The organism is Pseudomonas sp. BP6 (genome assembly GCF_017875935.1).
Taxonomy (GTDB): Bacteria; Pseudomonadota; Gammaproteobacteria; order Pseudomonadales; family Pseudomonadaceae; genus Aquipseudomonas; species Aquipseudomonas putida_Y.
The window spans coordinates 5,638,914-5,665,236 of the sequence record NZ_JAGINI010000001.1; the positions used below are offsets into that span (position 1 = coordinate 5,638,914).

Consider the following 26,323-nt stretch of genomic DNA (forward strand, 5'->3'; position numbering starts at 1 on the left):
GTATTCGCGGGTCAACCCGCTCCTACACCGGATTGGTGGTGGACACACATCGGTGGTTGTACACAGGCCGCCGTGTAGGAGCGGGTTCACCCGCGAAGAGGCCGGCCCTGCTGGCCAATTTCCACCCGTCGTTCACTGTTGCTGCCGCTACCGTATTCGCGGGTAAACCCGCTCCTACACCGGATTGGTGGTGGACACACATCGGTGGTTGTACACAGGCCGCCGTGTAGGAGCGGGTTCACCCGCGAAGAGGCCGGCCCTGCTGGCCAATTTCCACCCGTCGTTCACTGTTGCTGCCGCTACCGTATTCGCGGGTAAACCCGCTCCTACACCGGATTGGTGGTGGACACACATCGGTGGTTGTACACCGGCCGCCGTGTAGGAGCGGGTTCACCCGCGAAGAGGCCGGCCCTGCTGGCCAATTTCCACCCGTCGTTCACTGTTGCTGGCGCTACCGTATTCGCGGGTAAACCCGCTCCTACACCGGATTGGTGGTGGGCACACATCGGTGGTTGTACACAGGCCGCCGTGTAGGAGCGGGTTCACCCGCGAAGAGGCCGGCCCTGCTGGCCAATTTCCACCCGTCGTTCACTGTTGCTGGCGCTACCGTATTCGCGGGTAAACCCGCTCCTACACCGGATTGGTGGTGGGCACACATCGGTGGTTGTACACAGGCCGCCGTGTAGGAGCGGGTTCACCCGCGAAGAGGCCGGCCCTGCTGGCCAATTTCCACCCGTCGTTCACTGTTGCTGCCGCTACCGTATTCGCGGGTAAACCCGCTCCTACACCGGATTGGTGGTGGACACACATCGGTGGTTTTACACAGGCCGCCGTGTAGGAGCGGGTTCACCCGCGAAGAGGCCGGCCCTGCTGGCCAATTTCCACCTGTCGTTCACTGTTGCTGCCGCTACCGTATTCGCGGGTAAACCCGCTCCTACACCGGATTGGTGGTGGACACACATCGGTGGTTGTACACAGGCCGCCGTGTAGGAGCGGGTTCACCCGCGAAGAGGCCGGCCCTGCTGGCCAATTTCCACCCGTCGTTCACTGTTGCTGCCGCTACCGTATTCGCGGGTAAACCCGCTCCTACACCGGATTGGTGGTGGACACACATCGGTGGTTTTACACAGGCCGCCGTGTAGGAGCGGGTTCACCCGCGAAGAGGCCGGCCCTGCTGGCCAATTTCCACCCGTCGTTCACTGTTGCTGCCGCTACCGTATTCGCGGGTAAACCCGCTCCTACACCGGATTGGTGGTGGACACACATCGGTGGTTTTACACAGGCCGCCGTGTAGGAGCGGGTTCACCCGCGAAGAGGCCGACCCTGCTGGCTCAAATCTGTGAAACCAGCGCCTCCAACTGCTCCTGCCGCTCAGCCTGATTCAGCTTGGCCCCGGTATTCAGGGTGGACCACTGCGGGTGCGCCCGCGCTTTGACCAACGCTTCCGGCAACTTGCCCTCACGCCAGGCCTTTTCATCCAGCTCACCCAGGCGAATACTGTCCTGCGCCGCATGCCCGCGGTTATCCAGCGCCACCATCAACTGCTGCTGACGCAAGGCCAGCAGACGCAATACCGTGTCGTCCACGGTCAGCTCGCGCTTGCCCTTGAGCTTGCCCATCAACCGCGAACCATAGTTGCGCGCCGTCTGCAGCGCACCGCCGGCAATCGCCCCGGCCAGCGCCGCCGCGCCGAGGGTAAGGCCACCAACCAGCAAATCGACCCCGGCCCCCGCTGCCGCCCCCGCCGCCACGCCGCTGCCCAGGCGCACGCCCAGCAGTTTCAACGTCTCTGGATTGAACAAATCATCGCCCCAGCGGCCATCCAGCAACGGCAGGTCGCTGGCATGGGCATCCTCGCGGCGGAAGGCATACAGCTTGAGCAAGGCCTCGACGCAGCGTTGTTCTCGTTGGCGTATGTCCTGGCGCAGCGCCTCGATGGCCCGGGCTTCTGCCGCCGGTTCGGCCTCGACACTGCGCCGGCATGCAGCGCAATCGAGCAGCAGTTCGGCGATCAGGCGCTTGCCGCTGTGCCGGCGTGCCAAGCGCTGTGCCTGCTGGTCGTCGATCAGCCGTTGCAGCGCCGGGCGGGCGCTTTCCAGCAGCAGCGCCAGGCTTTCGTACAAACGGCGTTCGCCATCCTCTGGCGGGGCCACGCTGTCGAACCGCACCAAGGCGTGAAGCCCAAGCCGGGCAAGGGCTTCACGCCATTCCGGTTCGCGGTGCTGGCTGCTGGCGACGAAGTTGAGCACCGGCAGCAACGGCTTGCCGCAGTTGGCCAGTACTTCCAGTTCGTCTCGGTACTTGGCCAGCACCGGCTCGCGCGCATCGATCACATACAGCCCGGCATTACTGGCCAGCAGTTGGCGCAATACCTTGGCCTCCTGCTCGAAACGTTGGCGTGCTTCGCTGCCCTGCAGAAAACGCTCCAGGCGGGCCGGGCCGTCCAGACGCTCGCCCGGGCGTTCCAGACGTTCAAGGTAGTCCAGCAGCGCGATGGCATCTTCCAGGCCGGGCGTGTCGTACAGCTCCAGCAAGGGTTCACCGTCCACAGACAGTCGCGCACCTTCCACATGGCGGGTGGTGCTGGGGCGGTGGGACACTTCGCCAAAGCCGACGTCGCGGGTCAGGGTGCGCAGTAGCGAGGTTTTGCCAACATTGGTATGGCCGACGACGGCCAGTTTCAGTGGCTCAGTCATGGCCATGCTCCAGCCAGGTCAGCGGTGAAGTGTCGGCATGTTGCAGGCCAAGGCGGTCAAGGGCTTCGTGCCAATCGCCCAGGCGTTCGGCATCGAGGGGCTGACCTTGTGCAGCCTGCAGCAGCCAGATACGGGTGGCGCCGGCATTGCGCGCCAGTTCGGCGAGCAGCGCCAGGCTGCCGCGGTCGGGCGAGCGGCGTGGGTCGCAGGCGATGGCCAGGCGTGCCGGTGGGAAGCGGCTGAGCTGTTCCAACAGGCGGTTGCGTGATTCGCGGCTGTCGAGCACGCCGGCATCGGTCACGCTTTTTGGCAGGGCGGGTGGCCAAGGGCGCTGGTCGTCCAGCTCCAGGCCCACCAGCAGGGCACCGCTGCTGCCGCTTTCCAGCTGCCTGGCGGCAAACTGCGGCAAGGCTTCCGGGGCTGCATCCTGCACGCCGATGCGCTCGCTGCGCGGCATCAGTGCTTCGCGCAGTTGCGTGTAGCCGGGCAGGCCCAAGTCTAGCATCAGGCGTTCACGGCCCTGGCGCCAGCGCCACAGGCACAACCCGGCCAGCAGCAGGCGGGGCAGCAGGCCGTATACCAGCACTACGCCGAGCAGCCAGCTGGCCCAGGCCTGGCGTGCCATGTCCAGGGCCGGCAGGCTGTCGCCGCTGGCGCGGATCATGGCTTCGTCTGGCACGGCGAAGCCTAGCAACGAGGGCAGGGCGCCCAGCGATTGGGTCAGGTGAATGAACGGGGCGGGGGCGAGCAAGGTGGTTTCCCAGACAAAGCCATAGCGCCGGGTCGCCAGCAAGGCCAGCAGCATGCCCAGTGCGGTAAGCATCGCCAACAGCCAAAGGCCATGTACCAACAGGCCGAGCAGCCACCGGTTGAGGTGTTGACGTTGCAGCAGCATCAGCAGCGCTGGCGCCAGGTGCGCGGCCTTGGCATCGCGGGCAAAGCGTTCGCTTAGCCACAGCCACAAGCGGCCCAGCCCTGCGCCATGCTCGCCGCTCAGGGCAAAACCCATGGCCCAGCCCAGCAGCATCAGCAGGTTCAGCCCGAGCAGGCTGCCCAGAGCCCAGAACACATTCACCGGGCGCTGCCCGTCACCGAGGGCGGCCAGCCCCAGGCCTGCGCCGCTGAGCACGGCCATCAGCAGCAAGGCCAGCAGCGCCAGGCGCGCGCCCTGCTTCCAATGGCGCAGGGCGCCGGTCATGCCATCGCGCTCGGCCAGGAACAGCGCACGTGTTTCGATGCGCGTGGCCAGGTCGCCACCTAGCTGGCGGGCGTGGCGATTGGCTTCCTGGTCTTCCAGCGGGCCTGCATGTTCTTCGCGCAGGCGTACCGCTTCGGTGAGCCAGCGCTTGTCCAGTGGCGTGGGTGCAGTCACAAGGTCTTCCATTGCACAGGTCAAGGCAGAAGCATAACCCACACGCCCGGTGCTATCCTCGCTGGCATGAATACATCACTCCCCCTCAGCCTGATCGCGGCGTATGCCGAGAACCGCGTGATCGGCATCGACAACTCCATGCCCTGGCATTTGCCGGGGGACTTCAAGTACTTCAAGGCCACCACCCTGGGCAAGCCGATCATCATGGGGCGCAAGACCTGGGATTCGCTGGGGCGGCCGCTGCCGGGGCGGCTGAACATCGTGGTCAGCCGCCAGCCGGGGCTTGAACTGGCGGGTGCCGAGGTGTTCGCCTCGCTTGAAGAGGCGTTGGTGCGGGCCGAGCAGTGGGCGCGCGAGCAGGGCGTCGGTGAGCTGATGCTGATTGGTGGCGCGCAGCTGTATGGGCAGGCGCTGGAGAAGGGGCTGGTCAGCCGCATGTACCTGACGCGGGTTGAGTTGGCGCCAGAGGGGGATGCGTGGTTCCCGGCGTTTGATGAAGGGCAGTGGAGGCTGACCTCTAGCGAGGCACGGGCTGAGGAAGGTAAGCCGGTGTATCACTTCGAGGTTTGGGATAAGGGTTGAGATGTTGGGGCTGCTTTGCAGCCCTTCGCGGGTGAACCCGCTCCTACAGCGGCCTGTGTCCAACCCCCGATGTGTATCCACCACCCTGTAGGAGCGGGTTTACCCGCGAATACGATAGCGGCGGCAACGGCGAACGGCTGGTGAAAATTGGCCAGCAGGCCTGGCCCTTTCGCGGGTGAACCCGCTCCTACGGGGGACAGCAGGGTGTTCAGACTTTGAGCAAGACACGAGCGGTCTTGTCGCGAAAGGGGCGCATTGCGCCCCGGCGATCTGTCAGGTGTGGCTCAGCTCGGCATGTTCATCACCGGCCAGCACTTCCTTGTCCGTCTCTTTCAACAGCTGGCTGGTGACAACGCCCGCCGTCATCGAACCGTTCACGTTCAACGCCGTACGGCCCATGTCGATCAGCGGCTCCACCGAAATCAGCAGCGCCACCAACTCCACCGGCAAGCCCATGGCTGGCAGCACGATCAGCGCGGCGAAGGTGGCACCGCCGCCCACGCCGGCAACGCCTGCCGAGCTCAGCGTGACGATTGCCACCAGGGTGGCGATCCACAGCGGGTCGAAGGTATCGATGCCTACCGCTGGCGCGACCATCACCGCCAGCATGGCCGGATAGAGCCCGGCGCAGCCGTTCTGGCCAATGGTGGTGCCGAACGATGCGCTGAAGCTGGCGATCGATTGCGGCACCCCCAGACGGCGGGTTTGTGCCTCGATGTTCAGCGGAATGCTGGCGGCGCTGGAGCGGCTGGTGAAGGCGAAGGTCAGCACCGGCCACACCTTGCGGAAGAAGCGCAGCGGGCTCACGCCGGTGGCGGCGAGGATCATGCCGTGCACCACGAACATCAACCCCAGGCCCAGGTACGACACCACCACGAAGCTGCCCAGCTTGAGGATGTCCTCCGTGTTGGAGCTGGCCACGACTTTGGTCATCAACGCCAGCACGCCATAGGGGGTCAGCTTCATCACGACCCGCACCAGGCGCATCACCCACGCCTGCAGGGTGTCGATGGCCGACAGGGCGCGCTCGCCCTTCTCGGCGTCGTCCTTGATCAACTGCAGCGCGGCCAGGCCGAGGAACACCGCAAAGATCACCACGCTGATGATCGAGGTCGGCTTGGCCCGCGCCAGGTCGCCTACCGGGTTGCTGGGGATGAACGACAGCAGCAGTTGCGGGATGTTGAGGTCGGCGACCTTGCCCGCGTAGTCACTGTGGATAACCTGCATGCGTGCGCTTTCCTGGACGCCGGCCACCAGGCCCTCGGCGCTTAGGCCGAACAGGTTGGTCAACACAATGCCGATCAGGGCAGCAATGGCAGTGGTCAGCAGCAGGGTGCCGATGCTCAGCACGCTGATGCGGCCCAGCGAAGAGGCATTGTGCAAACGTGCCACGGCACTGAGGATCGAGGCGAAGATCAGCGGCATGACGATCATTTGTAACAGGCCGACATAGCCGTTGCCGACCAGATCGAGCCAGGCGATGGTTGCCTTGAGCACGGGGTGGCCTGCGCCATAGATCGTATGCAGCACAAGGCCGAAGACCACGCCCAGCACCAGGCCAAGCAGTACCTTCTTGGCCAGGCTCCAGTCGGTGCGGCGGGTTTGTGCCAGGCCCAGCAACAGGGCCAGGAACGCCAGCAGGTTGAGTGACAGCGGCAGGTTCATTGAAGCTCCAGCAGAAAAAAGCAGAAGTGGCATCGCCTCTGTGAGCGATTGCGAACGGAAATGCTAACAGCCTGAAAACAAACGAATTTATACCCAAATGGAATTTACATAGTCGTTTATGGAATAACGAGGTGTCGCGAATTGCAATGAACAAGGCGTTTACAGTTGCCTGGGGGTCGTTATCGAGGGTTTGCAGTGAGGATTGTTGCACTAGCGTTTCTGGGTCATTTCAGGAGATTCGTACATGAAAGTCGCTGTGAAAGCCGCCGCCATCGGCCTGTCCCTGCTGTTCAGTATCGAAACCTTCGCCACCGAGCTCAAACACTGGCCTGCCGACGCGGCCAAACAGCTCGACAGCATGATCGCCGCCAATGCCAACAAGGGTAACTACGCGGTATTCGACATGGACAACACCAGTTACCGCTATGACCTGGAAGAAGCCTTGCTTCCGTTCATGGAAAACAAGGGCCTGCTAAGCCGCGACAAGCTCGACCCTTCGTTGAAGCTGATGCCGTTCAAGGACACTGCCGAGCACAAGGAAAGCCTGTTCAGTTACTACTACCGGCTGTGTGAAATCGATGACATGGTCTGCTACCCGTGGGTAGCCCAGGTGTTCTCCGGTTTTACCCTCAAGCAGCTGAAGGCGCAGGTGGATGAGCTGATGGCCTCGACCAAGCCGATCCCCAGCACCTATTACGAAGGCGACCAGGTCAAGGCCATCGAGGTTCAGCCGCCCAAGGTCTTCAAGGGCCAGGCCGAGCTGTACAACAAGCTGATGGAGAATGGCATCGAGGTCTATGTGGTTTCGGCTGCCTCCGAAGAGCTGGTACGCATGGTCGCCTCGGACCCCAAGTATGGATACAACGTGAAACCCCAGAACGTGATTGGCGTGAGCCTGCTGCTCAAGGACCGCGCCAGCGGCCAGCTGACCACTGCGCGCAAGCAGATCAGCGCCGGGCACTACGATGCCAAGGCTAACGAGGGCCTGGAGCTGACCCCCTACCTGTGGACTCCGGCCACCTGGATGGCGGGCAAGCAGGCGGCGATCCTTACCTACATCGATGAATGGAAGAAACCGGTGCTGGTGGGCGGCGACACGCCGACCAGCGATGGCTACATGCAGTTCCACGGGGTGGATGTGGGCAAAGGCGGTATCCACCTGTGGATAAACCGCAAGGCCAAGTACATGGACCAGCTCAACGGGATGATTGCCAAAAATGCGGCGGCGCAGGCCAAGGAAGGGTTGCCGGTGACGGCCGACAAGAACTGGGTGATCGTCACGCCGGAGCAGATTCAATAGGGGTTAGGTTTGATTTGAGCTGGCTGCGCCCTGGCAGGTGTGGATCCAATGACTATGGTTGATGGCACATGGATGTCATTTCTGCCGGAGGTTGCCAGTGGCTATTCGAGATCAGCAGTTCATCTACCACCTGACAAGTATTGAAAATGTCCCTTCCATCATGCGAAGGGGCTTGCTTCCCAGAGCCCACTTGCAGGCCGGTTTTACCGATATCACTGATCCTGAAATTATCGAAGGCCGGCGGGATGAGGGGCTGGAACAGTTTGTGCCATTTCATTGGTTTGCGAAAAACCCCTTCGATGGCAGAGTGCATCAGGATCAATCGGGTGAGCGTTTTGTGTTAATTGCCGTGGCCAGAAGCCACGCTCGTCAGTCCAACTGGCGGGTGATACCAAGGCATCCGTTGGCCGGTGGCACGTTCGAGTTACTGGATTATGAAGCAGGGTTTGGAGCAATTGACTGGGACATGATGGAGCGACGAGAGTATCGTGATCCCTTGTGCAAGCACATTTGCATGGCTGAGTGCTTAGCCCCGGGCCCAGTACTGGCGGCCCAGTTTTCAAAAATCTATACGCCATCACCTGAAATCCAGCAATCCGTAGCGCGGGAAGCAAGAGGAGCGGGGATGGGCAATCTGTGGATCGACTCGAATCCAAACATGTTCCCACCTAGATGATTTATTCCAGTCTCAACCCATCCAAGGCACTCATCTGGCGAATTGTTCACCGCGATAACCTGTCGTGGGTTCTGGATCATGGGCTGCACGCTGTCTCCTCCGGGAAGCTTTCCAGCACCTACGTTGGAATTGGCAATCCAGAGCTGATCAGCAAGCGAGCGCAACGCCGTGTGCCTCTGGAACCCAATGGGACGCTGGCAGATTATGTACCGTTCTACTTCACCCCGTTCTCCGTGATGATGAAGAATATTCATTCGGGGTGGGGTGTTCCTCAGCGGCGGAACGAAGAGATCGTGATTCTTGTCTCCAGCCTGTACCATGCGCAGTCGCTGGGTTTGCAGTTTGTGTTCACGGATGCCCATGCCTACCCGCATTGGGCCGGCTACTACAGTGACCTCACGCGGCTGGACAAAATCGATTGGGAGATTTTGCAGCGCAGGGATTTCAAACGTGACCCTGATGACCCTCGGAAAATGGAGCGTTATCAGGCGGAGGCCCTTATCCATGGACATGTCCCAGTTGCTGCCCTTCTGGGAATTGTCTGCTACAACGAAGCTTTGAAGGGGCGTGTCGACAAGGAGGTTCAGCAACGTCGATTGAATCTCCCTGTGTATGCTCGTCCTGGGTGGTACTTCTAATGATCCGCTTTATGCAAGGTAACCTGCTGGAGGCCAAGGCCGAAGCGCTGGTTAACACAGTTAACACCGTAGGGGTGATGGGGAAAGGCATCGCGCTGATGTTCAAGGAGCGTTTTGTCGAGAACTATCGCCAGTATGCTGCTGCCTGCAAAGCGAAAGAGGTAGTTACCGGGAAGATGTTTGTTACTGAAGTGCGTGAGCTGGACGGTCCACGCTGGATTGTGAATTTCCCAACCAAGCGGCATTGGCGCTCACCTTCGCAAATCGGCTGGATCGTCGAGGGCCTTCATGATTTGCGCAACTTCATTATCAATAACCAGGTGGCATCGATTGCTATCCCTCCACTTGGTGCTGGTAATGGAGGGTTGCCTTGGGCTGCGGTACGAGAACAGATTCAGAGCGTTCTGGGTGATCTGGACGCGGATGTTTTCGTTTTCGAGCCTACGGCAAATTATCAAAACGTTTCCAAGCGCAGTGGTGTTGAGGTTTTGACCCCGGCTCGAGCCTTGATTGCAGAGCTTGTGCGCCGCTATTGGGTGCTGGGGATGGAGTGCAGCTTGCTCGAAGTCCAGAAGCTTGCCTGGTTTCTGGAGCGATCAATCGAGCGGTTCACGCCAGGCATCAATCCATTGGAATTGAAGTTTGTCGCTCATAAGTATGGTCCTTACGCCAACCGGCTTGAGCACCTGCTAGATAACCTGGATGGCAGCTATTTACACTGCCGAAAGCGGATCAGCGATGCAGGCCCTCTGGACGTTATCTGGTTTGATGAGGGGCGCAAGTCATTTTTACAGGCGTATCTGAACAGTGAAGCCAAGGCCTATTTGCCGGCGTTGGAGTTCACTGCCGAGTTGATTGATGGTTTCGAGTCTCCGTTTGGTATGGAGCTGCTGGCCACCGTTGATTGGTTATTGCATGAAGATGGTGTTGAGCCGACAGTCCCGGCAGTTCGCGAACACCTGAAAAGTTGGTCAGGAGGGGTAGGTGCCGCTGCTCGAAAAAGCAAACTGTTCGATGACGAGGCACTTGGAATCGCTCTTCAAAAGCTGTCAATGTTTCGATCCGACCCAGTCACCTCGCTTCACTGACCGTCAATGAACAATCAAAAAAAACCGGCGCCCAGGGCGCCGGTTCTTTTTTTCACGCTAAAAGCACCTCAGAGGCCTTCCAGCATCGCCTTGTTACGCACCGCGCCCTTGTCGGCACTGGTGGCCAGCAGCGCATAGGCCTTGAGCGCCGTGGTCACCTTGCGTGGACGGACCTCGGCTGGCTTCCAGCCTTTCTTGTCCTGCTCGACACGGCGTTCCGCCAGCTCTTCATCGCTGACCAGCAGGTTGATCGAACGGTTAGGGATGTCGATCAGTACCTTGTCGCCGTCGCGCACCAGGCCGATGGCGCCACCCGCCGCGGCCTCTGGCGAGGCGTGGCCGATCGACAGGCCCGAGGTACCGCCCGAGAAGCGACCGTCGGTGAGCAGGGCGCAGGCCTTGCCCAGGCCTTTGGACTTGAGGTACGAGGTCGGGTACAGCATCTCTTGCATGCCTGGGCCGCCTTTCGGGCCTTCGTAGCGGATGATCACGATGTCGCCGGCTTTCACCTCGTCGGCGAGGATGCCGCGCACGGCGCTGTCCTGGCTTTCGAAGATCTTCGCGGTGCCCTCGAACACGTGGATCGATTCGTCGACACCGGCGGTTTTGACCACGCAGCCATCCAGCGCGATGTTGCCGTACAGCACGGCCAGGCCGCCCTCTTGCGAGTAGGCGTGTTCGAAGCTGCGGATACAGCCGTTTTCACGGTCGTCGTCGAGGGTTTCCCAACGGGTCGACTGGCTGAATGCGGTCTGGGTCGGGATACCGGCAGGGCCGGCCTTGAAGAAGGTGTGCACGGCTTCGTCATCGGTCTGGGTGATGTCCCATTTGGCGATGGCTTCTTCCATGCTGCGGCTGTGCACGGTCGGCAGGTCGGTGTGCAGCAGGCCGCCACGGGCCAGCGAACCGAGGATGCTGAAGATGCCACCGGCGCGGTGGACGTCTTCCATGTGGTACTTCTGGATGTTCGGCGCCACTTTGCACAGCTGCGGCACTTTGCGTGACAGGCGGTCGATGTCGCGCAGGTCGAACGCCACTTCACCTTCCTGTGCTGCTGCCAGCAGGTGCAGGATGGTGTTGGTCGAACCGCCCATGGCGATGTCCAGCATCATGGCGTTTTCGAACGCTTTGAAGTTGGCGATGCTGCGTGGCAGGACCGACTCGTCATTCTCGCCATAGTAGCGTTTGCACAGCTCGACGATGGTGCGGCCGGCCGTGAGGAACAGCTGCTCGCGGTCGGAGTGGGTGGCCAGGGTCGAGCCGTTGCCCGGCAGGGCCAGGCCCAGGGCTTCGGTCAGGCAGTTCATCGAGTTGGCGGTGAACATGCCGGAGCACGAACCGCAGGTCGGGCAGGCGCTGCGCTCGTATTCTGCGACTTTCTCGTCGGAGGCCGTGGAGTCGGCTGCGATGACCATGGCATCGACCAGGTCCAGGCCGTGGCTGGCCAGCTTGGTCTTGCCGGCTTCCATCGGGCCGCCGGAAACGAAGATCACCGGGATGTTCAGGCGCAGGGCGGCCATCAGCATGCCGGGGGTGATCTTGTCGCAGTTGGAGATGCAGACGATGGCGTCAGCGCAGTGCGCATTGACCATGTATTCCACGGCGTCGGCAATGATTTCGCGGCTTGGCAGCGAGTACAGCATGCCGTCGTGGCCCATGGCGATGCCGTCATCGACCGCGATGGTGTTGAATTCCTTGGCCACGCCACCGGCGCGTTCGATTTCGCGAGCCACCAGCTGGCCCAGGTCCTTCAGGTGCACATGGCCCGGGACGAACTGGGTGAACGAGTTGGCGATGGCAATGATCGGTTTCTTGAAGTCTTCGTCCTTCATCCCGGTGGCGCGCCACAGGGCGCGGGCGCCGGCCATGTTGCGGCCTTGGGTGGAAGTCTTGGAACGATAATCAGGCATGAAACACTCCTGGCGGCTTAATCAGGTCACAAATAGGGGAGTGAGCTTCTCTTGTCCTTTGCGCCGCAGGCCGGTTGCCACTGGCACGGATGGGGCCAAGACGGCGCGGGATCGCCGCGTGCTTGACCAGAGCTCATAAACCCGCCGGGGATGACTGGCGATGAATAGGCCGATTCTACACCGCTGGCGCGGTGAGGGAATGCAGATGTGGATGGTTGGCGGGGGGATTGCGGCAGGAAAGGGCCGCTGGGCGGCCCTTTTTGGCAGATTTCAGCTGTTCGGCAGTAACCGGCAGGTGATGCTTTTGATGTAGCGGGTTTCGGCGATGGCCGGGTGTACCGGGTGATCCGGGCCCTGACCGCCTCGCTCGAGCAACTGCATGTTGCGGTCCAGGTGGCGGGCGCTGGTCAGCAGGATGTTGTTCAGATCGTCCTCGGGCAGGTGCATCGAGCACGAGGCGCTGACGAGGATGCCGTCTTTGTTCAACATGCGCATGGCCTGTTCGTTCAGGCGGCGGTAGGCCGCTTCGCCGTTTTTCAGGTCTTTTTTGCGCTTGATGAAGGCAGGTGGGTCGGCAATGATCACGTCGAAGCGTTCTTCGGCCGCCTTCAGCTCGCGCAGGGCTTCGAACACGTCGCCTTCGATGCAGGTCAGCTTCTCGCTGATGCCGTTCAGTGCAGCATTACGCTCCACGCCGTCCAGGGCAAAGCCCGAGGCATCGACACAGAACACTTCGCTGGCGCCAAAGGCACCGGCTTGCACGCCCCAGCCGCCGATGTAGCTGAACAGGTCGAGTACACGCTTGCCCTTCACGTACGGTGCCAGACGGGCGCGGTTCATGCGGTGGTCGTAGAACCAGCCCGTCTTCTGGCCTTCGCGCACCGGGGCCTCGAACTTGACGCCGTTCTCTTCCAGCGGCACCCAGTCCGGCACTTCGCCGTAGACGGTCTCGACATAGCGCTGCAGGCCTTCGGCGTCGCGCGCGGCGGAATCGTTCTTGAACAGGATGCCGCTGGGCTTGAGCACCTGCACCAGTGCGGCGATCACGTCATCCTTGTGCGCTTCCATGGTGGCCGAGGCCAGCTGCACCACGAGGATATCGAAGAAGCGGTCGACCACCAGGCCTGGGAGCAGGTCGGAGTCACCGTAGACCAGGCGGTAGCACGGCTGGTCGAACAGGCGCTCGCGCAGCGACAGGGCGACGTTCAGGCGGTGTACCAGCAGCGACTTGTCCAGCGGCAGCTTGATGTCGCGTGACAGCAGGCGGGCGCAGATCAGGTTGTTAGGGCTCAGCGCGACGATGCCCAGCGGCTTGCCGTTGGCTGCCTCGAGAATGGCCTGCTGACCCGCCTGGAAGCCTTGCAAAGGGGTCGCGCTGACATCGACTTCGTTGCTGTAGACCCACAGGTGGCCGGCGCGCAGGCGGCGGTCGGCATTGGCTTTGAGGCGAAGGCTGGGCAGGGACATGACGTCGCTCCGGGAAAAAGAGCGGGATTATAGCGTGTCTGCGGTGCTTTCGCCTTTAGAGGAGTGGTAACCGGGGGCGCTTAGAGGGTTAAAATGCCGCGTCCTAAACGAGTGTGCACGTATGTCCCAAGAACTCAGCGCCGAACAGATCCAGCAAGCCTTGCAAGGCATCACCATCCCGCCTCAACCGCAGATCATGGTCGATCTGCAGTTCGAGCAGTACATGCCTGACCCGGACCTGGAAACCATCGCCAAGCTGATTTCCCAGGACCCGGGCCTCTCTGGCGCCTTGCTCAAGCTGGTCAACTCTCCGCACTTCGGCTTGTCCAACAAGATCGGTTCGATCCAGCGTGCGGTGAACCTGCTGGGTAGTCGTTCGATCATCAACCTGATCAACGCCCAGTCGATCAAGGGTGAGATGAGCGACGAGACCATCGTTACCCTCAACCGCTTCTGGGATACCGCCCAGGACGTGGCGATGACCTGCCTGACGCTGGCCAAGCGAACCGGCATTCAGGCGGCGGACGAGGCCTATACCCTTGGCCTCTTCCATGACTGTGGCGTGCCGTTGATGCTCAAGCGCTTCCCCACTTACATGGACGTGCTGGAAGAGGCATACGCCAAGGCCGATGAAGAAACACGCGTGGTCGATACCGAAAACCGAGCGTTCAACACCAACCATTCAGTGGTTGGCTACTTCACAGCCAAATCCTGGCGCTTGCCCGAACACCTCAGTGCGGCCATCGCCAACCACCACAATGCCTTGGCCGTGTTCCGCGACGATACCTCGCGCAACACCCAGAGCCAGCTGAAAAACCTGCTGGCGGTGCTGAAGATGGCCGAGCATATCTGCGCGTCCTACCGGGTGCTGGGCAACCAGTCGGTGGACCACGAATGGAATGCGGTCGGCCCGTTGGTGCTCGATTACATTGGCTTGTCGGAATACGATTTCGAAAACCTCAAGCAGAACATTCGCGAGTTGGGCGGACACTGACACATGCCGGAATTGCCAGAAGTAGAAACCACCCGGCGCGGTATTGCGCCACACCTGGAAGGCCAGCGCGTCAGCCGTGTGGTGGTACGCGACCGACGCCTGCGCTGGCCGATTCCGGAAGACCTCGATGTGCGTCTTTCAGGGCAGCGCATCGTCAGCGTGGAGCGACGCGCCAAGTACCTGTTGATCAATGCCGAAGTGGGGACGCTGATCAGCCACTTGGGCATGTCGGGCAACCTGCGGCTGGTCGAGCTGGGCTTGCCGGCGGCCAAGCATGAGCATGTCGACATCGAACTGGAGTCCGGGCTGATGCTGCGCTACACCGACCCACGCCGCTTTGGTGCCATGCTGTGGAGCCTGGACCCTCTGAACCATGAGCTACTGCTGCGCCTGGGGCCTGAGCCGCTGACCGACCTGTTCGATGGTGAGCGGCTGTTCCAGCTGTCCCGCGGGCGGTCGATGGCGGTCAAGCCGTTCATCATGGACAACGCGGTGGTGGTGGGAGTGGGCAACATCTACGCCACCGAGGCGCTGTTTGCTGCCGGTATCGACCCACGCCGGGAGGCGGGCGGGATTTCCCGGGCGCGCTACCTGAAGCTGGCGACCGAGATCAAGCGGGTGCTGGCGGCGGCGATCGAGCAGGGCGGTACTACCCTGCGTGACTTCATCGGTGGCGACGGGCAGCCGGGGTACTTCCAGCAGGAACTGTTTGTGTACGGGCGTGGCGGGCAGCCGTGCAAGGTATGCGGCACTGAGTTGCGCGAGGTGAAGCTGGGGCAGAGGGCGAGCGTGTACTGCCCGCGTTGCCAGCGATGAAACGTTCGCTGCGAACCTGTTGAAGCGAAACCTGAACGTTGGCGCGGTAAATGTGGGAGCGGGCATGCCCGCTCCCACAGGGACCGTGCAGAGAAGGGCAGTGATCAGCCCTTGCCAGTGATCCGGCGATACTTGGCCATCAGCTGTTCTTCGGTTTCCGGGTGCGCTTCATCCAGCGGGATGCAGTCGACCGGGCAGACCTGCTGGCACTGCGGCTCGTCGTAATGGCCTACGCACTGGGTGCACAGGTTAGGGTCGATCACGTAGATCTCTTCGCCTTGGGAGATAGCCTCGTTCGGGCACTCGGGTTCGCAGACGTCGCAATTGATGCAATCGTCGGTGATGATCAGGGACATGGGGGCTCCGGCCGGGGCTCACAGCCCGGGCATGTTCAACGCAATGGGCACAATTGTGCCGCATTCGCGCCCGCAGTGCACGCGGGCGCGACAATCAGGCGTCAGGCTTGCTTCTTGAAGCGTTCAGTCAGCGCGTCGGCTACCACCGGGTGGACGAACTTGCTGATATCACCGCCCAGCGCTGCAATCTCCCGGACCAAGGTCGAGGAAATGAACGAATAACGCTCCGACGGCGTCAGGAACAGGCTCTCGACATCGGGGGCCAGTTGCCGGTTCATGTTCGCCAGCTGGAACTCGTACTCGAAGTCGGACACCGCACGCAGGCCACGCAGGAAGACGTTGGCACCCTGTTCCTTGGCGAAATGCGCCAACAGGGAAGAGAAGCCGATGACTTCGACATTGGGCAGGTGCTTGGTGACCTCACGGGCGAGCTCAACCCGTTGTTCCAGCGGGAACAACGGGTTTTTCTTGGGGCTGGCCGCCACCGCGATGATCACGTGGTCGAATAGCCGCGAAGCGCGCTCGACCAGATCGCCATGGCCTTTGGTAATGGGGTCGAAAGTACCCGGGTACAACACTCGGTTCATCGCGTCATCCTGGCTGGAGTGCGTTGGGGAGTCGGATGGTAGCGCAGCGACGGCGCCCCGGCCAAGTCATGCGGCCGACTGATGGCACTATAGACAGGGGTCATATTCGTTGTCATGCGCTGTGTGCCAGGCGGGTGGCCAGTGCTTCACTGAGCCTGGCGCTGATGGCATACACCGACAATTGCGGGTTGGCGCCGATGCTGGTGGGGAACAGCGAGCCGTCGTGAATCGACAGGTTTTCCAGCTGGTGATGGCGGCCCAGGCTGTCGCACACCGCCTGGCGCGGATCTTCGCCGAGGGCGCAGCCGCCCATCACATGGGCGCTGCCCAAGCGCGTGCGGAAGAGCTCCAGGCGCAGCCTGTCGATCATGGTCAGGGCCTGCTCCAGGCCTGATGCGGCGCTGGCGTCGCTGTGCACCGGGGTTACCTGGGTGGCGCCAGCGGCAAACTGGACTTGTGCCATGCTCCGGTAGGCGCGCCGCAAGCCGTCACGCAGGTAGTCGGTGACCGGGTAATCGAGCACGGGTGAACCATCGCCGCGCAGTTCCACGGTCCCACCCTGGCTTTCGGGGTGAAAACCATCGCGTAGCAGCGCCAGCATCACATGGGTATGGGGCAGCTCGGCCATGCGCCGGGCATTCTCGTGGCCGTGCCCGCCCAGCAGGGTGCTGGCCAGGGCCGGATGCAGCGGCGGTACTTCCAGCTTGTAGCCAACCGGACCGTCTGCGCCCCCTTGCCACTGGAAATGGTCGCTGTAGATCGACTGCGGGGCGCCATAGTAGGGGTCGATACGCTCGCTGAAGCGTGCCGCACTGAAGTTGACCAGGTGCAGGAAGGTCCGCTTGCCCAGGCGGCCATGTGGGTCGGGCGCGGCAGAGCGCAGCAGCAGGGCCGGGCTGTTGATACCGCCACCGGCCAGGAGGTAATGGCGTGCCCGCACGCTGACCTGCCTGCCGGTTGGGTGTATGCCTTGGGCGTCCAGGGCCTGGCATGTCAGGCTCTGAATGCGTTCGCCGTTGTGGGTGAAGCGCTCGGCCCGTGCCAGGTACAGCAGCTCGCCGCCTTGCTCGAGGGTGGCAGGTATACGGGTCACCAGCATCGATTGTTTGGCATTCACCGGGCAACCCATGCCGCAGTAGCCCAGGTTCCAGCAGCCGCGCACGTTGCGCGGGATCACCCCCCAGCGGTAGCCCAGATGTTCGCAGCCCCGACGCAGCACATCGTTGTTGGCATTCGGCGGCAAGGCCCAGGGGCTGATACCCAGTTCCTGCTCCATGCGTTCGAACCAGGGGCGTAGTTCATCCTCGCCCAAACCGTTCACGCCGTGGACCGAGGCCCAGTGCGCCAGGGTTTGCGGCGGGGTGCGAAAGCTCGAGGTCCAGTTCACCAGCGTGGTGCCCCCCACGGCACGGCCCTGCAGGATGGTAATGGCGCCATCCTTGCTCATGCGCCCCAGGCCTTCCTGGTAAAGGCTGGCGTAAGCTTCATTCTCCAGCAGGTGAAAATCGCTGCTGGTCTTCAGTGGGCCTTCTTCGATCAGCAGTACCTTGAAACCGGCAGCGCTGAGCACCTGTGCGCTGGTGGCGCCGCCGGCACCACTGCCGATCACGGCGATGTCGGCCTCCAGAAACAGGTCGTGCTCCAGGCGCGAGGCGTCGTGGGTGATCCAGCCGCGTTCGAGGCCTTGGCGAAACGGGTCGGGGACAGGCATTGGCGATGCTCTTGTTGTTTTCAGATTTTTGGTGGGCCCGGGTAACCGCAGTCTGCCCAGGATTCGGGGCGTTCGTACCAGGCCATTTGCAGCAGTTGCAGCAACGAGGCGTGCCCCATGCGTAGCAGGTTCAGCGAGCTGTCCTGCCAACGCTGCAGGAACGCCGTGACCTGTGTGGCGCCAGCTTGGCCCCAGCTGCCCCAGACGCCGGTCAGCGGGCCGCGAGTCAGCGGCAGGCTGAGCACGTCGAACAATTGCCGGGTGAGCTTGAGCATTTCCGGCGACAACGCCGCGAGCTTGTTGTCGAGGCTGCGCAACACCGGCGCATCGGTGGCCTGTGTACCGGCCAGGACCACCGGGATCAGCGCACGCAGCAGGGGCAGGTCGTCGTCACGGAGTACCTGATAGCCGGTCGCGGCGGTTTGCGCGCTGCACCCCACCAGGCTGGCGCCAGCCAGAAAAGCACTGGCGCCGAGGCTGAAGCGCAGCAGTTCGCGGCGGTGCATGGCGCGGCCCTCAGCGGATGAACAATTTGTAGACCAGGCGCTGCAAGGCTTTGCCATAAGGCGGGTAAATCAGCCGTGCGGCGTTGAAACGTTGCTTGGCAAGTACCGCCTTGGCCTTGCTGAAGGTCAGGAAACCGTCGTGACCATGGTAGTGGCCCATGCCTGAAGGGCCGATGCCACCGAAGGGCAGATCGTCCTGGGCGACATGCAGCAAGGTGTCGTTCAGGCACACACCACCGGAGTGGGTGTGACGCAGCACATGCTCCTGGGTTCGGCGGTCATAGCCAAAGAAGTACAGCGCCAATGGGCGCGGGCGCTGGTTGATGTAGGCCAAGGCCTGGTCGATGCCGTCATAAGGCACTAGCGGTAGTAGCGGGCCGAAGATTTCGTCCTGCATCACCTGCATGCTGTCGTTCACGTCCAGCAGCAAGTGTGGCGGCATGCGCCGGCCCTGAGGGGCTTCGCCTGGGTACAAGTCGAGTACTTGCGCGCCTTTGGCGCGGGCATCGTCCAGCAGGTGCTGCAAGCGCTGCAACTGGCGCGGGTTGATGATGGCGGTGTAGTCGGGGTTGTCGGCGATGCGCGGGTACAGTCGGTGCACGGCGCGCTGGTAGGCGTCGCTGAAGGCGGGCAGCCGTTCGCGCGGCACCAGTACGTAGTCGGGGGCGACGCAGGTCTGGCCGGCGTTGAGGGTCTTGCCGAAGGCGATGCGCTCGGCGGCGCTGTCCAGCGGCACATCGGCAGAAACAATAGCGGGGGACTTGCCACCCAGCTCCAGGGTGACCGGGGTCAGGTTGTGTGCGGCAGCCTGCATCACCTGGCGGCCCACGCTGGTGGCACCGGTGAACAGCAGGTGGTCGAAGGGCAGGCGGGCGAAGGCCTGGCCCACCTCGACCTCACCGAGCACAACGCTGACCAGGTCTGTGGGGAACACGCGCTCGAGCACTTGCTGCAGGGCCAGGCCCGTCGCGGGCGTGGCCTCGCTAAGCTTGAGCATGACCCGGTTGCCGGCGGCCAGGGCGCAGGTCAACGGGCCGATGGCGAGGAACAGCGGGTAGTTCCACGGTACGATGATGCCGACCACGCCCAAGGGTTGATAGCGCACCTGTGCGCTGGCCGGCTGGAACGCCAGGCCGACGCGGCGTCGGCTGCTGCGCATCCAGCGTTGCAAGTGCTTTTCGGCGTGGCGCAGGCCCTGTACTGACGGTAGCAGCTCGGCCAGCAAGGTCTCGTCCGCACTGCGCCCGGCAAAATCCTGGCTGATGGCGTCGATCAGTTCTGCCTGGCTGCTCAGCAAGGCTTCACGCAGGCTTTTCAGCCACTGCCGCCGCTGCGCCACCGGTGGCAGCGGGTTACCGGCAAAGGCCAGGCGCTGGGCCGCGAACGCCGTCGCGAGGTCGAGGTCGGATTGCACAGAGGGCAAGGCACTGGACGAGTTCATGGCGGTGTCGAGTCCGGGCAGGGGTTGCCTAGAGCCTATACTCTAATTTGTACCATGGTGCGAATTTTTACAGGCCGTTCAACGGTGCATTCCACCTGTAATAAGCCGTAAGATAAACCTTTGATGAAGGCCCGCAGACTGGGAGCTGAGCATGGCCCCGCGCATGAAGACCCGAGAGCGCATCGTGCAGAACAGCCTGGAGCTGTTCAACCAGCAGGGCGAACGCAGCGTCAGTACCAACCACATCGCCGCGCACATGGAAATCTCGCCCGGCAACCTGTATTACCACTTCCCCAACAAGCAGGCGATCATTGCCCTGTTGTTCAGCCAGTACGAAGCGCTGGTGGACAGCTTTCTGCGCCCGCCACAGGGCCGCGCGGCAACCGTGGAAGACAAGCGCTTCTACCTCAAGGCCCTGCTGGCGGCGATGTGGAACTACCGCTTCCTGCACCGTGACCTGGAGCATCTGCTGGACAGCGATGCCGAACTGGCCGCCCGTTACCGGCGATTTTCCGAGCGCTGCCTGCGCCAGGGCCAGGCGATCTACCGCGGCTTCGTCGAGGCGGGCATCCTGGCCATGGCGCCGGCACAGATCGAATCGCTGACCATCAACGCCTGGATCGTGCTGACGTCATGGGTACGTTTTCTCAGCACCACGCGTGAACATTCCGCGCACTTGGGTGAAGAAGCCTTCAAGCGCGGCGTCTATCAGGTGCTGGTGCTGGAACTCGGCTTCGTCACCGACAATGCTCGCACTGCCGTGGACGCACTGTGCGAGGAATTCCATGTACCGTTCAACCAGGCCCTGGAGCACTAGCTCAGGGCCCTCGTGCCATTGATCAGGAGATTGTCATGCCCCTTGCGCAATTGATCACCCCGCAGCAGTTGGCCGAGCGACTGGACTCGCCCGGGTTGGTGATCCTCGACTGCCGTTTTGCTCTCGAGGATGTGGACTATGGCCAGCGCAGCTATGCCCAGGGGCATATTGCCGGGGCGCATTTTGCCGACCTGGACCGCGACCTCAGCGGGCCGGTGAGCAAGGGGCGCACCGGGCGCCACCCGTTGCCCGATCCGCAGCGGCTGGTCGAGCGCCTGCGAGAGTGGGGCCTGAACAACGATAGCGAAGTGGTGCTGTACGACGATGGCCCCGGCGCCTTTGCCGCCCGGGCCTGGTGGCTGCTGGTCTGGCTGGGCAAGCGCAGCGGTGTGGCGATTCTCGACGGCGGCCTGAAGGCCTGGCACGCGGCGCACCTGCCGTTGAGCCTGGACCCGCCGCCCAAACGAGAGGGCACTTTCAGTGGTGAACCGGACGCGAAGCTGCTGATTGATGCCGACCATCTGGGCAAGCGCCTTGGTAGCATAGACCTGACCTTGATCGATGCGCGTGCCTTGCCGCGTTTTCGTGGTGAAGTGGAGCCGATCGACCCGGTGGCGGGGCATATTCCCGGTGCCCAGTGCGCGGCGTTTACCGACAACCTGGGGGCTGATGGGCGTTTTTTGCCGGCGGATCAGCTTAAGCAGCGCTTTGCTGAAAAGCTGGCCGGGCGGGCACCGGCGCAGTTGGTGTCTTACTGCGGCTCTGGGGTAACGGCTTGCCATAACCTGTTTGCCATGGCGCTGGCGGGGTACCCGCTGGGCAAGTTGTATGCCGGGTCGTGGAGCGATTGGATCAACAACCCGCAGCATGCTGTGGCCACTGGCGAGTAAGCAGACCGGGTTGAACCCTGTGGGGCGGGCAGCCGTTACGAATTGAGGCTAGCTACCGTCCACCAGCCACTGCGGAATCCGTCGTTCCAGGTAGTACCCCGGATTTCGCAGGCTGCCATCGACAAAACCCACATGCCCACCGCGGTCATGCAGTTCGAAGCGGGTCTGTGGTGACAGTTCACGGGCCGTCGGCAGGCTGTGGCTGGACACGAATGGGTCATCGCTGGAATGGATGATCAGCGTTGGTGTGCGGTTCTGGCCAAGGAAGAAGTGGCTGGATGAGCGGCGATAGTAGTCGTGTGCATCGCGAAAGCCATTGAGCGGTGCAGTGACTTTTCCGTCGAAGTCCCAGAATGTGCGCAAGTTGTCGAGTTGGCCCAGGCGTTCCAGTGTCGCCAGCTGTTCATGCTGGCCCTGGGCGTGGAAGTGCCGCTGCTTGAGCTGAACATACGCCAGCATCTCGCGCATGAAATGCGCCTGATACACCTTGGAGAATCCTTGGCCGATACGGTCGGCACAGTGGTCCAGGCGAAAGGGCACCGATACTGCAACTGCTGCCTCCAGTTGGCTGGCGACGCCGCTCTCACCCAAGTATTTCAACAGTACATTGCCACCCAGCGAATAGCCCACCGCGTACAGCGGCGCCAGCGGACGCTGGGCGCGAAGATGACTGACGATTTCCGCCAGGTCTTCGCTGGCGCCGGAATGGTAGCTGCGCGGCAACAGGTTGGGTTCGCCTGAACAACCACGCCAGTTCACTGCCACGCTGGCCCAGCCGCGGCCTTGCAGCGCTTGCTGCAAGCCTTTCACGTAAGGTGAGTGAGACGAGCCGGTCAGCCCATGCAGCACCAGTACCAGTGGTGCATGGGGTTGGTGCGGGCCGTGCCAGTCCAGGTCGATGAAGTCGCCGTCGGCCAGCCACAGTCGCTCGCGGTCACGCTGCAGCTCAGGCAGCTTGCGCCAGAGCGGCCCCCACAGGGTCTGCAGGTGGGGATTGGACAGGCCTATGGCCGGACGGAATGTGGCGTTGTGGCTGGGCATGCTAGGCGACTCATGATGTGCCGTTCTAGCTTGCCACGAAACAGCGCCCCAGTACCTGCGCTATTGGTGGAAGTGAAGGTGCAGCTTCAACCATGGCGCAGGTGGGGTGTGGTCACTGCGTACACCCCACCCGGCGGGTAATCAGCCCCGCTGCCAGAGTGCGTAGTGCACCTGGCCGGTCTTCTTCTCGCGGTGCAGGCGCCAGTTGCCTGGCAGTTGCAAGGTCGAGGGTGCCGCTTCGCTTTCGGTGTAGACCCATGCCTGCTCGCTCAGCCACTGGTTCTGCTCCAGCATGTTGCAGGTGTTGGCCAACAGGTCCTGGTGGAACGGCGGGTCGAGGAACACGACATCGAACTGCTGCTTGGCCGGGCCTTGCAGGTAGCGCAGGGCGTCGGTCTGCAGAATTTGCCCGCGAGGACAGCGCAGGATTTCGAGGTTGTTCTTCAGGTTGGCGATGGCTGCGGAGTTGCTGTCCAGCGCCACGGCGTCCTCGGCCCCACGGGACAGGGCTTCGAGCACCAGGGCGCCACTGCCGGTGAAGGCGTCCAGCACGCGGGCACCCTCGATGTAGGGGGCCAGCCAGTTGAATACGGTTTCCCGTACGCGGTCAGGCGTTGGCCGCAGGCCTTCGCCTTCCGGCACCGCCAGGCGGCGGCTGCGCCACTCGCCGGCGATGATGCGCAGGTGGCCCTGGCCCTTGCTTTGGCCCGCTTGCGGGCGGGCGGGAGGGGTGGATCTTGGCATTAGTGCTCCGGTACCCCGAGCGGTTGCTCGGAGGGCTTGTCAGTGGGTGCTGGCAGCGGTTTTTGTGGCACTTTCGGGCCAACGGTGACGATCACCAGTTTATCGGCTGACAGGTGTTTGTTCATGGCTGCCTTGACTTGTTCGACGGTAAGGGCCTGGGACTGTTGCATGAAGTCCTCCAGCCAGGTCAGCGGCAAGTTGTAGAAGCCGATCGCGCCCAGTTGGCCGACGATGCTGGCGTTGCTGGCATTGGACAGCGGGAAGCTGCCGGCCAGCTCGCGCTTGGCATCGTCCAGCTCCTGTTGGGTCGGGCCCGTCTTCAGGTAGTCGGCGAGAATGCCTTGCACCAGCTTGAGCGTGCCTTCGCTAAGCTCGGCACGGGTTTGCAGGTTGATCATGAACGGGCCGCGCACCTGCATCGGGCTGAATGCCGAGTAAACGCCGTAGGTCAGGCCGCGCTTCTCTCGCACCTCGCTCATCAGCCGGGTACCGAAGGCGCCACCGCCAAGGATCTGGTTGCCCATGGACAGGGCTGGCCAGTCCGGGTCCTGGCGGTCGATCCCCAGTTCGGCCAGCATCAGGTGGGTCTGCTTGGACGGGAAGTCGATGTGGGTCAGGCCGGCCTTGGCGTCTGTGGGTTGGGCCGGTGCGGCCAGCGCAGGGCCCTTGGGCAGGCCGGCAGACACCTGTGCGGCGATGGCTTCGGCCTCTGCACGGCTGAGGTCGCCGACCAGGGCGATTACCGCATTGCCGCCGGTATAGGCCTTTGCGTGGAACGCGCGCAACTGCGCAAGGCTGATGCCCGTGATGCTCTCGGCGGTGCCGTCGCTTGGGTGGGCGTAGGGGTGGTCGCCATAGAGCTTGCCGAAAAGGGCCTTGCCGGCGATCTTGCCGGGGTTTTGCTTCTCATACTCGAAGCCAGCCAGCATCTGGTTCTTGATGCGCTTGAGGGCATCCTCGGGGAATGTCGGCTTGCCCGCCACCTCTGTAAACAGTTTGAGGGCCGGTTCGCGCTTGTCCTTGGCACTGAGGCTGCGCAGCGATGCGACGGCCATGTCGCGGTAGGAGCCGTTGCCAAAGTCTGCACCCAGGCCTTCGAAGCCCTCGGCGATGGCGGTGACGTCCTTGCCGGCCACGCCCTCGTTGAGCATGGCGTTGGTCAGAGCGGCCAGGCCTGGCGTGCCGCCATCCTGGCTGCTGCCGGCGGCGAAGGTGACACGCAGGTCGAACATGGGCAGTTCGCGAGCCTCGACGAACAGCACCCGGGCACCCTCGGCGGTGTTCCAGTGCTGGATGTTCAACTGACGCCGGCTGGGTGCCTTGCCATTCAGTTCGGCCAGCGATTGCAAGGTGTTGGCCGGGCGGGCTGCGCTGCTGTCGGCCTTGGCAGCGTTGTCGGCCATGGCCGGAGCGGCCAGCACAGCTGCCAGCGCCAGGGCACGAATGCCCGTGGCCAGCAGGGTTGGGCGTGGTGCGCGGCGATCACTCATGAGCGGACTCCTCGGGCAGTACATGGGCAACGCTCAGGCGTTCGCGGGTGAAGTAGGTGCGCGCGGCGTTCTGGATGTCCTGCGGGGTGACGCGCTTGAGCTCGTCCAGTTCGCTGTCGATCAGCTTCCAGGACAGGCCGACGGTTTCCAGCTGGCCGATGGTGGTGGCCTGGCTGCTGATGGAGTCGCGGTCGTAGACGAGGCCGGCGATGACCTGGGCGCGTACGCGTTCCAGCTCTTCGGCGCTGGGTGGCGTGCTCTTGAGTTCGTCAAGCAGTTGCCAGATGCCTTTCTCGACGTCGGCGAGGGTTTTCTGCTTCTGCACATTCGGCGTCGCCGAGATCAGGAACAGGCTGTCGCCGCGGGTGAAGGCGTTGTAGCTGGACGAAGCGCCGGCGACCAGTTCCTGGCCACGCTCCAGGCGGGCCGGCATGCGGGCGCTGTAGCCACCGTCGAGCAGTGCCGAGATCAGGCGCAGGGCATGCACCGTACGTGGGTCCTTGGCGGTGGGCAGGCCGGGCACGTTGAAGCCGTAGATCAGGCTTGGCAGTTGGGTGCGTACGTGCAGGGTCAACTGGCGCCAACCTGGTTCGGCCAGTTCCAGAGGCAGCTTGGCTGGCGGCACGGCGCGTTTGGGAATATTGCCGAAATACTTCTGCGCCAGGCCCTTGACCTCGTCGGCGGTGACATCACCGACCACCACCAGGGTGGCGTTGTTGGGGGCGTACCAGGACTCGTACCAATGGCGAAGTTCCTCGACCTTCATACGCTCCAGGTCGGCCATCCAGCCAATGGTCGGCGTGTGGTAGCCGCTGGCCGGGTAGGCCATGGCGCGGAACAGCTCGAATGCCTTGGCATTGGGCTTGTCGTCGGTGCGCAGGCGGCGTTCTTCCTTGATGACCTCGATTTCGCGGCTGAACTCGTCGGCAGGCAGACGCAGGCTGGCAAGGCGATCGGCCTCCAGCTCCAGCGCTACCGGCAGGCGGTCACGGGCCAGCACTTGGTAATAGGCGGTGTAATCGTCGCTGGTGAAGGCGTTTTCATCGGCGCCGAGGTCACGCAGAATGCGCGAGGCCTCGCCGGGGCCGACCTTTGCGCTGCCCTTGAACATCATGTGTTCCAGCGCATGGGACAAGCCGGTCTGGCCCGGGGTCTCGTAGCTGGAGCCAACCTTGTACCAGATCTGCGATACCACCACCGGGGCGCGATGGTCTTCGCGGACCACGACCTTCAGGCCATTGTCGAGGATGAATTCGTGGGTGGGTTGCACATCGGCGGCGAAGGCCGCGAGCGGCAGGCAGAGCGTGCCGAGCAACAGGCCAGCGGCGCGGCGGGCTAGAGCATTCATACGGTGTTTAACCTGTTCGGCGGCCCGCTGGGTTTAGCGTCGGCAGGCCAGGAGGTGCTAGGATACTGATCCGGTTGCCTGGCGACCATGCCTGTCGCCGTTCTGGCCCACAGGACACTAAGACAAAACGTTGCGCATGAACCAGCCGGCTTCAAGATAGTCTGTTCTGCGTAGAGAGAATTCCCGAT

23 protein-coding genes are annotated in these 26,323 nt (G+C 62.7%); 9 read left to right on the forward strand and 14 right to left on the reverse strand.

Going from position 1 to position 26,323, the window contains the following annotated elements:
* Positions 1-1,331 precede the first annotated feature (1,331 nt).
* Positions 1,332-2,696, reverse strand: coding sequence for a GTPase/DUF3482 domain-containing protein (locus J3A98_RS25610; RefSeq protein WP_209969343.1), 1,365 nt, complete (start codon positions 2,694-2,696; stop codon positions 1,332-1,334).
* Positions 2,689-4,080: a DUF2868 domain-containing protein gene (locus J3A98_RS25615; RefSeq protein WP_209969345.1), complete on the reverse strand. Its 1,392-nt coding sequence runs from the start codon at positions 4,078-4,080 to the stop codon at positions 2,689-2,691. Before J3A98_RS25615 ends, J3A98_RS25610 begins: the two co-directional genes overlap by 8 nt.
* A 54-nt stretch (positions 4,081-4,134) precedes the next feature.
* Between J3A98_RS25615 and J3A98_RS25620 the strand changes: the two genes are divergently transcribed.
* Positions 4,135-4,650, forward strand: coding sequence for a dihydrofolate reductase (locus J3A98_RS25620; RefSeq protein WP_176684755.1), 516 nt, complete (start codon positions 4,135-4,137; stop codon positions 4,648-4,650).
* Positions 4,651-4,923: 273 nt separating this feature from the next.
* Here the strand turns inward: J3A98_RS25620 and J3A98_RS25625 are convergent, their stop codons facing one another.
* A complete protein-coding gene (locus J3A98_RS25625; protein WP_209969350.1) occupies positions 4,924-6,315 on the reverse strand; it encodes an L-cystine transporter in 1,392 nt (463 codons plus the stop codon).
* A gap of 244 nt (positions 6,316-6,559) precedes the next feature.
* Between J3A98_RS25625 and J3A98_RS25630 the strand changes: the two genes are divergently transcribed.
* The 4 genes from J3A98_RS25630 (at position 6,560) to J3A98_RS25645 (ending at position 10,017) form a co-directional block, all read left to right on the forward strand.
* A complete protein-coding gene (locus J3A98_RS25630) occupies positions 6,560-7,615 on the forward strand; it encodes a phosphorylcholine phosphatase (RefSeq protein WP_021783642.1) in 1,056 nt (351 codons plus the stop codon).
* 97 nt (positions 7,616-7,712) lie between these two features.
* Positions 7,713-8,291 carry a DarT ssDNA thymidine ADP-ribosyltransferase family protein gene (locus tag J3A98_RS25635; RefSeq protein WP_209969355.1) on the forward strand — a complete coding sequence of 193 codons (579 nt, stop codon included), beginning with the start codon at positions 7,713-7,715 and terminating at the stop codon, positions 8,289-8,291.
* Complete coding sequence (locus tag J3A98_RS25640; protein WP_209969357.1) at positions 8,288-8,929, forward strand: DUF4433 domain-containing protein; 642 nt, start codon at positions 8,288-8,290, stop codon at positions 8,927-8,929. The genes J3A98_RS25635 and J3A98_RS25640 overlap by 4 nt, the downstream gene beginning before the upstream one ends.
* A complete protein-coding gene (locus tag J3A98_RS25645; protein ID WP_209969361.1) occupies positions 8,929-10,017 on the forward strand; it encodes a macro domain-containing protein in 1,089 nt (362 codons plus the stop codon). Before J3A98_RS25640 ends, J3A98_RS25645 begins: the two co-directional genes overlap by 1 nt.
* A 68-nt stretch (positions 10,018-10,085) precedes the next feature.
* Here the strand turns inward: J3A98_RS25645 and ilvD are convergent, their stop codons facing one another.
* Positions 10,086-11,927, reverse strand: a complete 1,842-nt coding sequence (gene ilvD / locus J3A98_RS25650; protein WP_003249056.1) for a dihydroxy-acid dehydratase — start codon at positions 11,925-11,927, stop codon at positions 10,086-10,088.
* Between the two features lie 270 nt (positions 11,928-12,197).
* Positions 12,198-13,394 (reverse strand): class I SAM-dependent rRNA methyltransferase, encoded by a 1,197-nt coding sequence (locus J3A98_RS25655; protein WP_004575470.1) that lies wholly within the window; start codon positions 13,392-13,394, stop codon positions 12,198-12,200.
* A 175-nt stretch (positions 13,395-13,569) separates the two neighbouring features.
* On the opposite strand from J3A98_RS25655, the gene J3A98_RS25660 reads away from it, so the two are divergent.
* Together J3A98_RS25660 and mutM are read left to right on the forward strand one after the other, a co-directional pair.
* On the forward strand, positions 13,570-14,388 hold the full coding sequence (locus tag J3A98_RS25660; RefSeq protein WP_176684827.1) for an HDOD domain-containing protein: 819 nt from the start codon (positions 13,570-13,572) through the stop codon (positions 14,386-14,388).
* 3 nt (positions 14,389-14,391) lie between these two features.
* Positions 14,392-15,204 (forward strand): bifunctional DNA-formamidopyrimidine glycosylase/DNA-(apurinic or apyrimidinic site) lyase, encoded by an 813-nt coding sequence (mutM, locus tag J3A98_RS25665; protein ID WP_004575471.1) that lies wholly within the window; start codon positions 14,392-14,394, stop codon positions 15,202-15,204.
* A gap of 104 nt (positions 15,205-15,308) precedes the next feature.
* Here mutM and J3A98_RS25670 read toward each other — a convergent pair whose 3' ends face one another.
* The 5 genes from J3A98_RS25670 to J3A98_RS25690 form a co-directional block, all read right to left on the reverse strand.
* Positions 15,309-15,560 carry a YfhL family 4Fe-4S dicluster ferredoxin gene (locus tag J3A98_RS25670; protein ID WP_003249063.1) on the reverse strand — a complete coding sequence of 84 codons (252 nt, stop codon included), beginning with the start codon at positions 15,558-15,560 and terminating at the stop codon, positions 15,309-15,311.
* Positions 15,561-15,661: 101 nt separating this feature from the next.
* Positions 15,662-16,147: a pantetheine-phosphate adenylyltransferase gene (coaD, locus tag J3A98_RS25675; protein ID WP_010955660.1), complete on the reverse strand. Its 486-nt coding sequence runs from the start codon at positions 16,145-16,147 to the stop codon at positions 15,662-15,664.
* A gap of 112 nt (positions 16,148-16,259) precedes the next feature.
* Entirely contained in the window at positions 16,260-17,858 is a 1,599-nt protein-coding gene (locus J3A98_RS25680) for a GMC family oxidoreductase (RefSeq protein ID WP_209969364.1), read from the reverse strand.
* A gap of 20 nt (positions 17,859-17,878) precedes the next feature.
* Positions 17,879-18,364, reverse strand: coding sequence for a twin-arginine translocation pathway signal protein (locus J3A98_RS25685; protein WP_176684759.1), 486 nt, complete (start codon positions 18,362-18,364; stop codon positions 17,879-17,881).
* A gap of 10 nt (positions 18,365-18,374) precedes the next feature.
* Entirely contained in the window at positions 18,375-19,805 is a 1,431-nt protein-coding gene (locus J3A98_RS25690; RefSeq protein ID WP_209969368.1) for a coniferyl aldehyde dehydrogenase, read from the reverse strand.
* Positions 19,806-19,956: 151 nt separating this feature from the next.
* Here J3A98_RS25690 and J3A98_RS25695 point away from each other — a divergent pair, with 151 nt between their 5' ends.
* The gene (locus J3A98_RS25695) at positions 19,957-20,622 is read left to right on the forward strand and encodes a TetR/AcrR family transcriptional regulator (protein ID WP_176684761.1); all 666 of its coding nucleotides are present in this window, start codon (positions 19,957-19,959) and stop codon (positions 20,620-20,622) included.
* A 35-nt stretch (positions 20,623-20,657) separates the two neighbouring features.
* Complete coding sequence (locus J3A98_RS25700; RefSeq protein WP_209969370.1) at positions 20,658-21,512, forward strand: sulfurtransferase; 855 nt, start codon at positions 20,658-20,660, stop codon at positions 21,510-21,512.
* 48 nt (positions 21,513-21,560) lie between these two features.
* Here the strand turns inward: J3A98_RS25700 and J3A98_RS25705 are convergent, their stop codons facing one another.
* The 4 genes from J3A98_RS25705 to J3A98_RS25720 form a co-directional block, all read right to left on the reverse strand.
* Entirely contained in the window at positions 21,561-22,553 is a 993-nt protein-coding gene (locus J3A98_RS25705) for a hydrolase (RefSeq protein WP_209969374.1), read from the reverse strand.
* 141 nt (positions 22,554-22,694) lie between these two features.
* Positions 22,695-23,297: a 16S rRNA (guanine(966)-N(2))-methyltransferase RsmD gene (gene rsmD / locus J3A98_RS25710; RefSeq protein WP_209969377.1), complete on the reverse strand. Its 603-nt coding sequence runs from the start codon at positions 23,295-23,297 to the stop codon at positions 22,695-22,697.
* A complete protein-coding gene (locus J3A98_RS25715; protein ID WP_176684766.1) occupies positions 23,297-24,787 on the reverse strand; it encodes a pitrilysin family protein in 1,491 nt (496 codons plus the stop codon). The genes rsmD and J3A98_RS25715 overlap by 1 nt, the downstream gene beginning before the upstream one ends.
* Positions 24,780-26,135 carry a pitrilysin family protein gene (locus J3A98_RS25720; protein ID WP_176684767.1) on the reverse strand — a complete coding sequence of 452 codons (1,356 nt, stop codon included), beginning with the start codon at positions 26,133-26,135 and terminating at the stop codon, positions 24,780-24,782. The genes J3A98_RS25715 and J3A98_RS25720 overlap by 8 nt, the downstream gene beginning before the upstream one ends.
* Positions 26,136-26,323: the final 188 nt, after the last annotated feature.

Coding starts and splice junctions, on each gene's coding strand:
- J3A98_RS25700 (WP_209969370.1), top strand. CDS start 20,658: ATGCCCCTTGCGCAATTGATCACCCCGCAGCAGTTGGCCGAGCGACTG.
- J3A98_RS25670 (WP_003249063.1), bottom strand. CDS start 15,560: ATGTCCCTGATCATCACCGACGATTGCATCAATTGCGACGTCTGCGAA.
- coaD (WP_010955660.1), bottom strand. CDS start 16,147: ATGAACCGAGTGTTGTACCCGGGTACTTTCGACCCCATTACCAAAGGC.
- J3A98_RS25685 (WP_176684759.1), bottom strand. CDS start 18,364: ATGCACCGCCGCGAACTGCTGCGCTTCAGCCTCGGCGCCAGTGCTTTT.
- J3A98_RS25630 (WP_021783642.1), top strand. CDS start 6,560: ATGAAAGTCGCTGTGAAAGCCGCCGCCATCGGCCTGTCCCTGCTGTTC.
- J3A98_RS25715 (WP_176684766.1), bottom strand. CDS start 24,787: ATGAGTGATCGCCGCGCACCACGCCCAACCCTGCTGGCCACGGGCATT.
- J3A98_RS25680 (WP_209969364.1), bottom strand. CDS start 17,858: ATGCCTGTCCCCGACCCGTTTCGCCAAGGCCTCGAACGCGGCTGGATC.
- rsmD (WP_209969377.1), bottom strand. CDS start 23,297: ATGCCAAGATCCACCCCTCCCGCCCGCCCGCAAGCGGGCCAAAGCAAG.
- J3A98_RS25625 (WP_209969350.1), bottom strand. CDS start 6,315: ATGAACCTGCCGCTGTCACTCAACCTGCTGGCGTTCCTGGCCCTGTTG.
- J3A98_RS25720 (WP_176684767.1), bottom strand. CDS start 26,135: ATGAATGCTCTAGCCCGCCGCGCCGCTGGCCTGTTGCTCGGCACGCTC.
- J3A98_RS25620 (WP_176684755.1), top strand. CDS start 4,135: ATGAATACATCACTCCCCCTCAGCCTGATCGCGGCGTATGCCGAGAAC.
- J3A98_RS25610 (WP_209969343.1), bottom strand. CDS start 2,696: ATGACTGAGCCACTGAAACTGGCCGTCGTCGGCCATACCAATGTTGGC.
- J3A98_RS25615 (WP_209969345.1), bottom strand. CDS start 4,080: ATGGAAGACCTTGTGACTGCACCCACGCCACTGGACAAGCGCTGGCTC.
- J3A98_RS25640 (WP_209969357.1), top strand. CDS start 8,288: ATGATTTATTCCAGTCTCAACCCATCCAAGGCACTCATCTGGCGAATT.
- ilvD (WP_003249056.1), bottom strand. CDS start 11,927: ATGCCTGATTATCGTTCCAAGACTTCCACCCAAGGCCGCAACATGGCC.
- mutM (WP_004575471.1), top strand. CDS start 14,392: ATGCCGGAATTGCCAGAAGTAGAAACCACCCGGCGCGGTATTGCGCCA.
- J3A98_RS25690 (WP_209969368.1), bottom strand. CDS start 19,805: ATGAACTCGTCCAGTGCCTTGCCCTCTGTGCAATCCGACCTCGACCTC.
- J3A98_RS25645 (WP_209969361.1), top strand. CDS start 8,929: ATGATCCGCTTTATGCAAGGTAACCTGCTGGAGGCCAAGGCCGAAGCG.
- J3A98_RS25655 (WP_004575470.1), bottom strand. CDS start 13,394: ATGTCCCTGCCCAGCCTTCGCCTCAAAGCCAATGCCGACCGCCGCCTG.
- J3A98_RS25705 (WP_209969374.1), bottom strand. CDS start 22,553: ATGCCCAGCCACAACGCCACATTCCGTCCGGCCATAGGCCTGTCCAAT.
- J3A98_RS25695 (WP_176684761.1), top strand. CDS start 19,957: ATGGCCCCGCGCATGAAGACCCGAGAGCGCATCGTGCAGAACAGCCTG.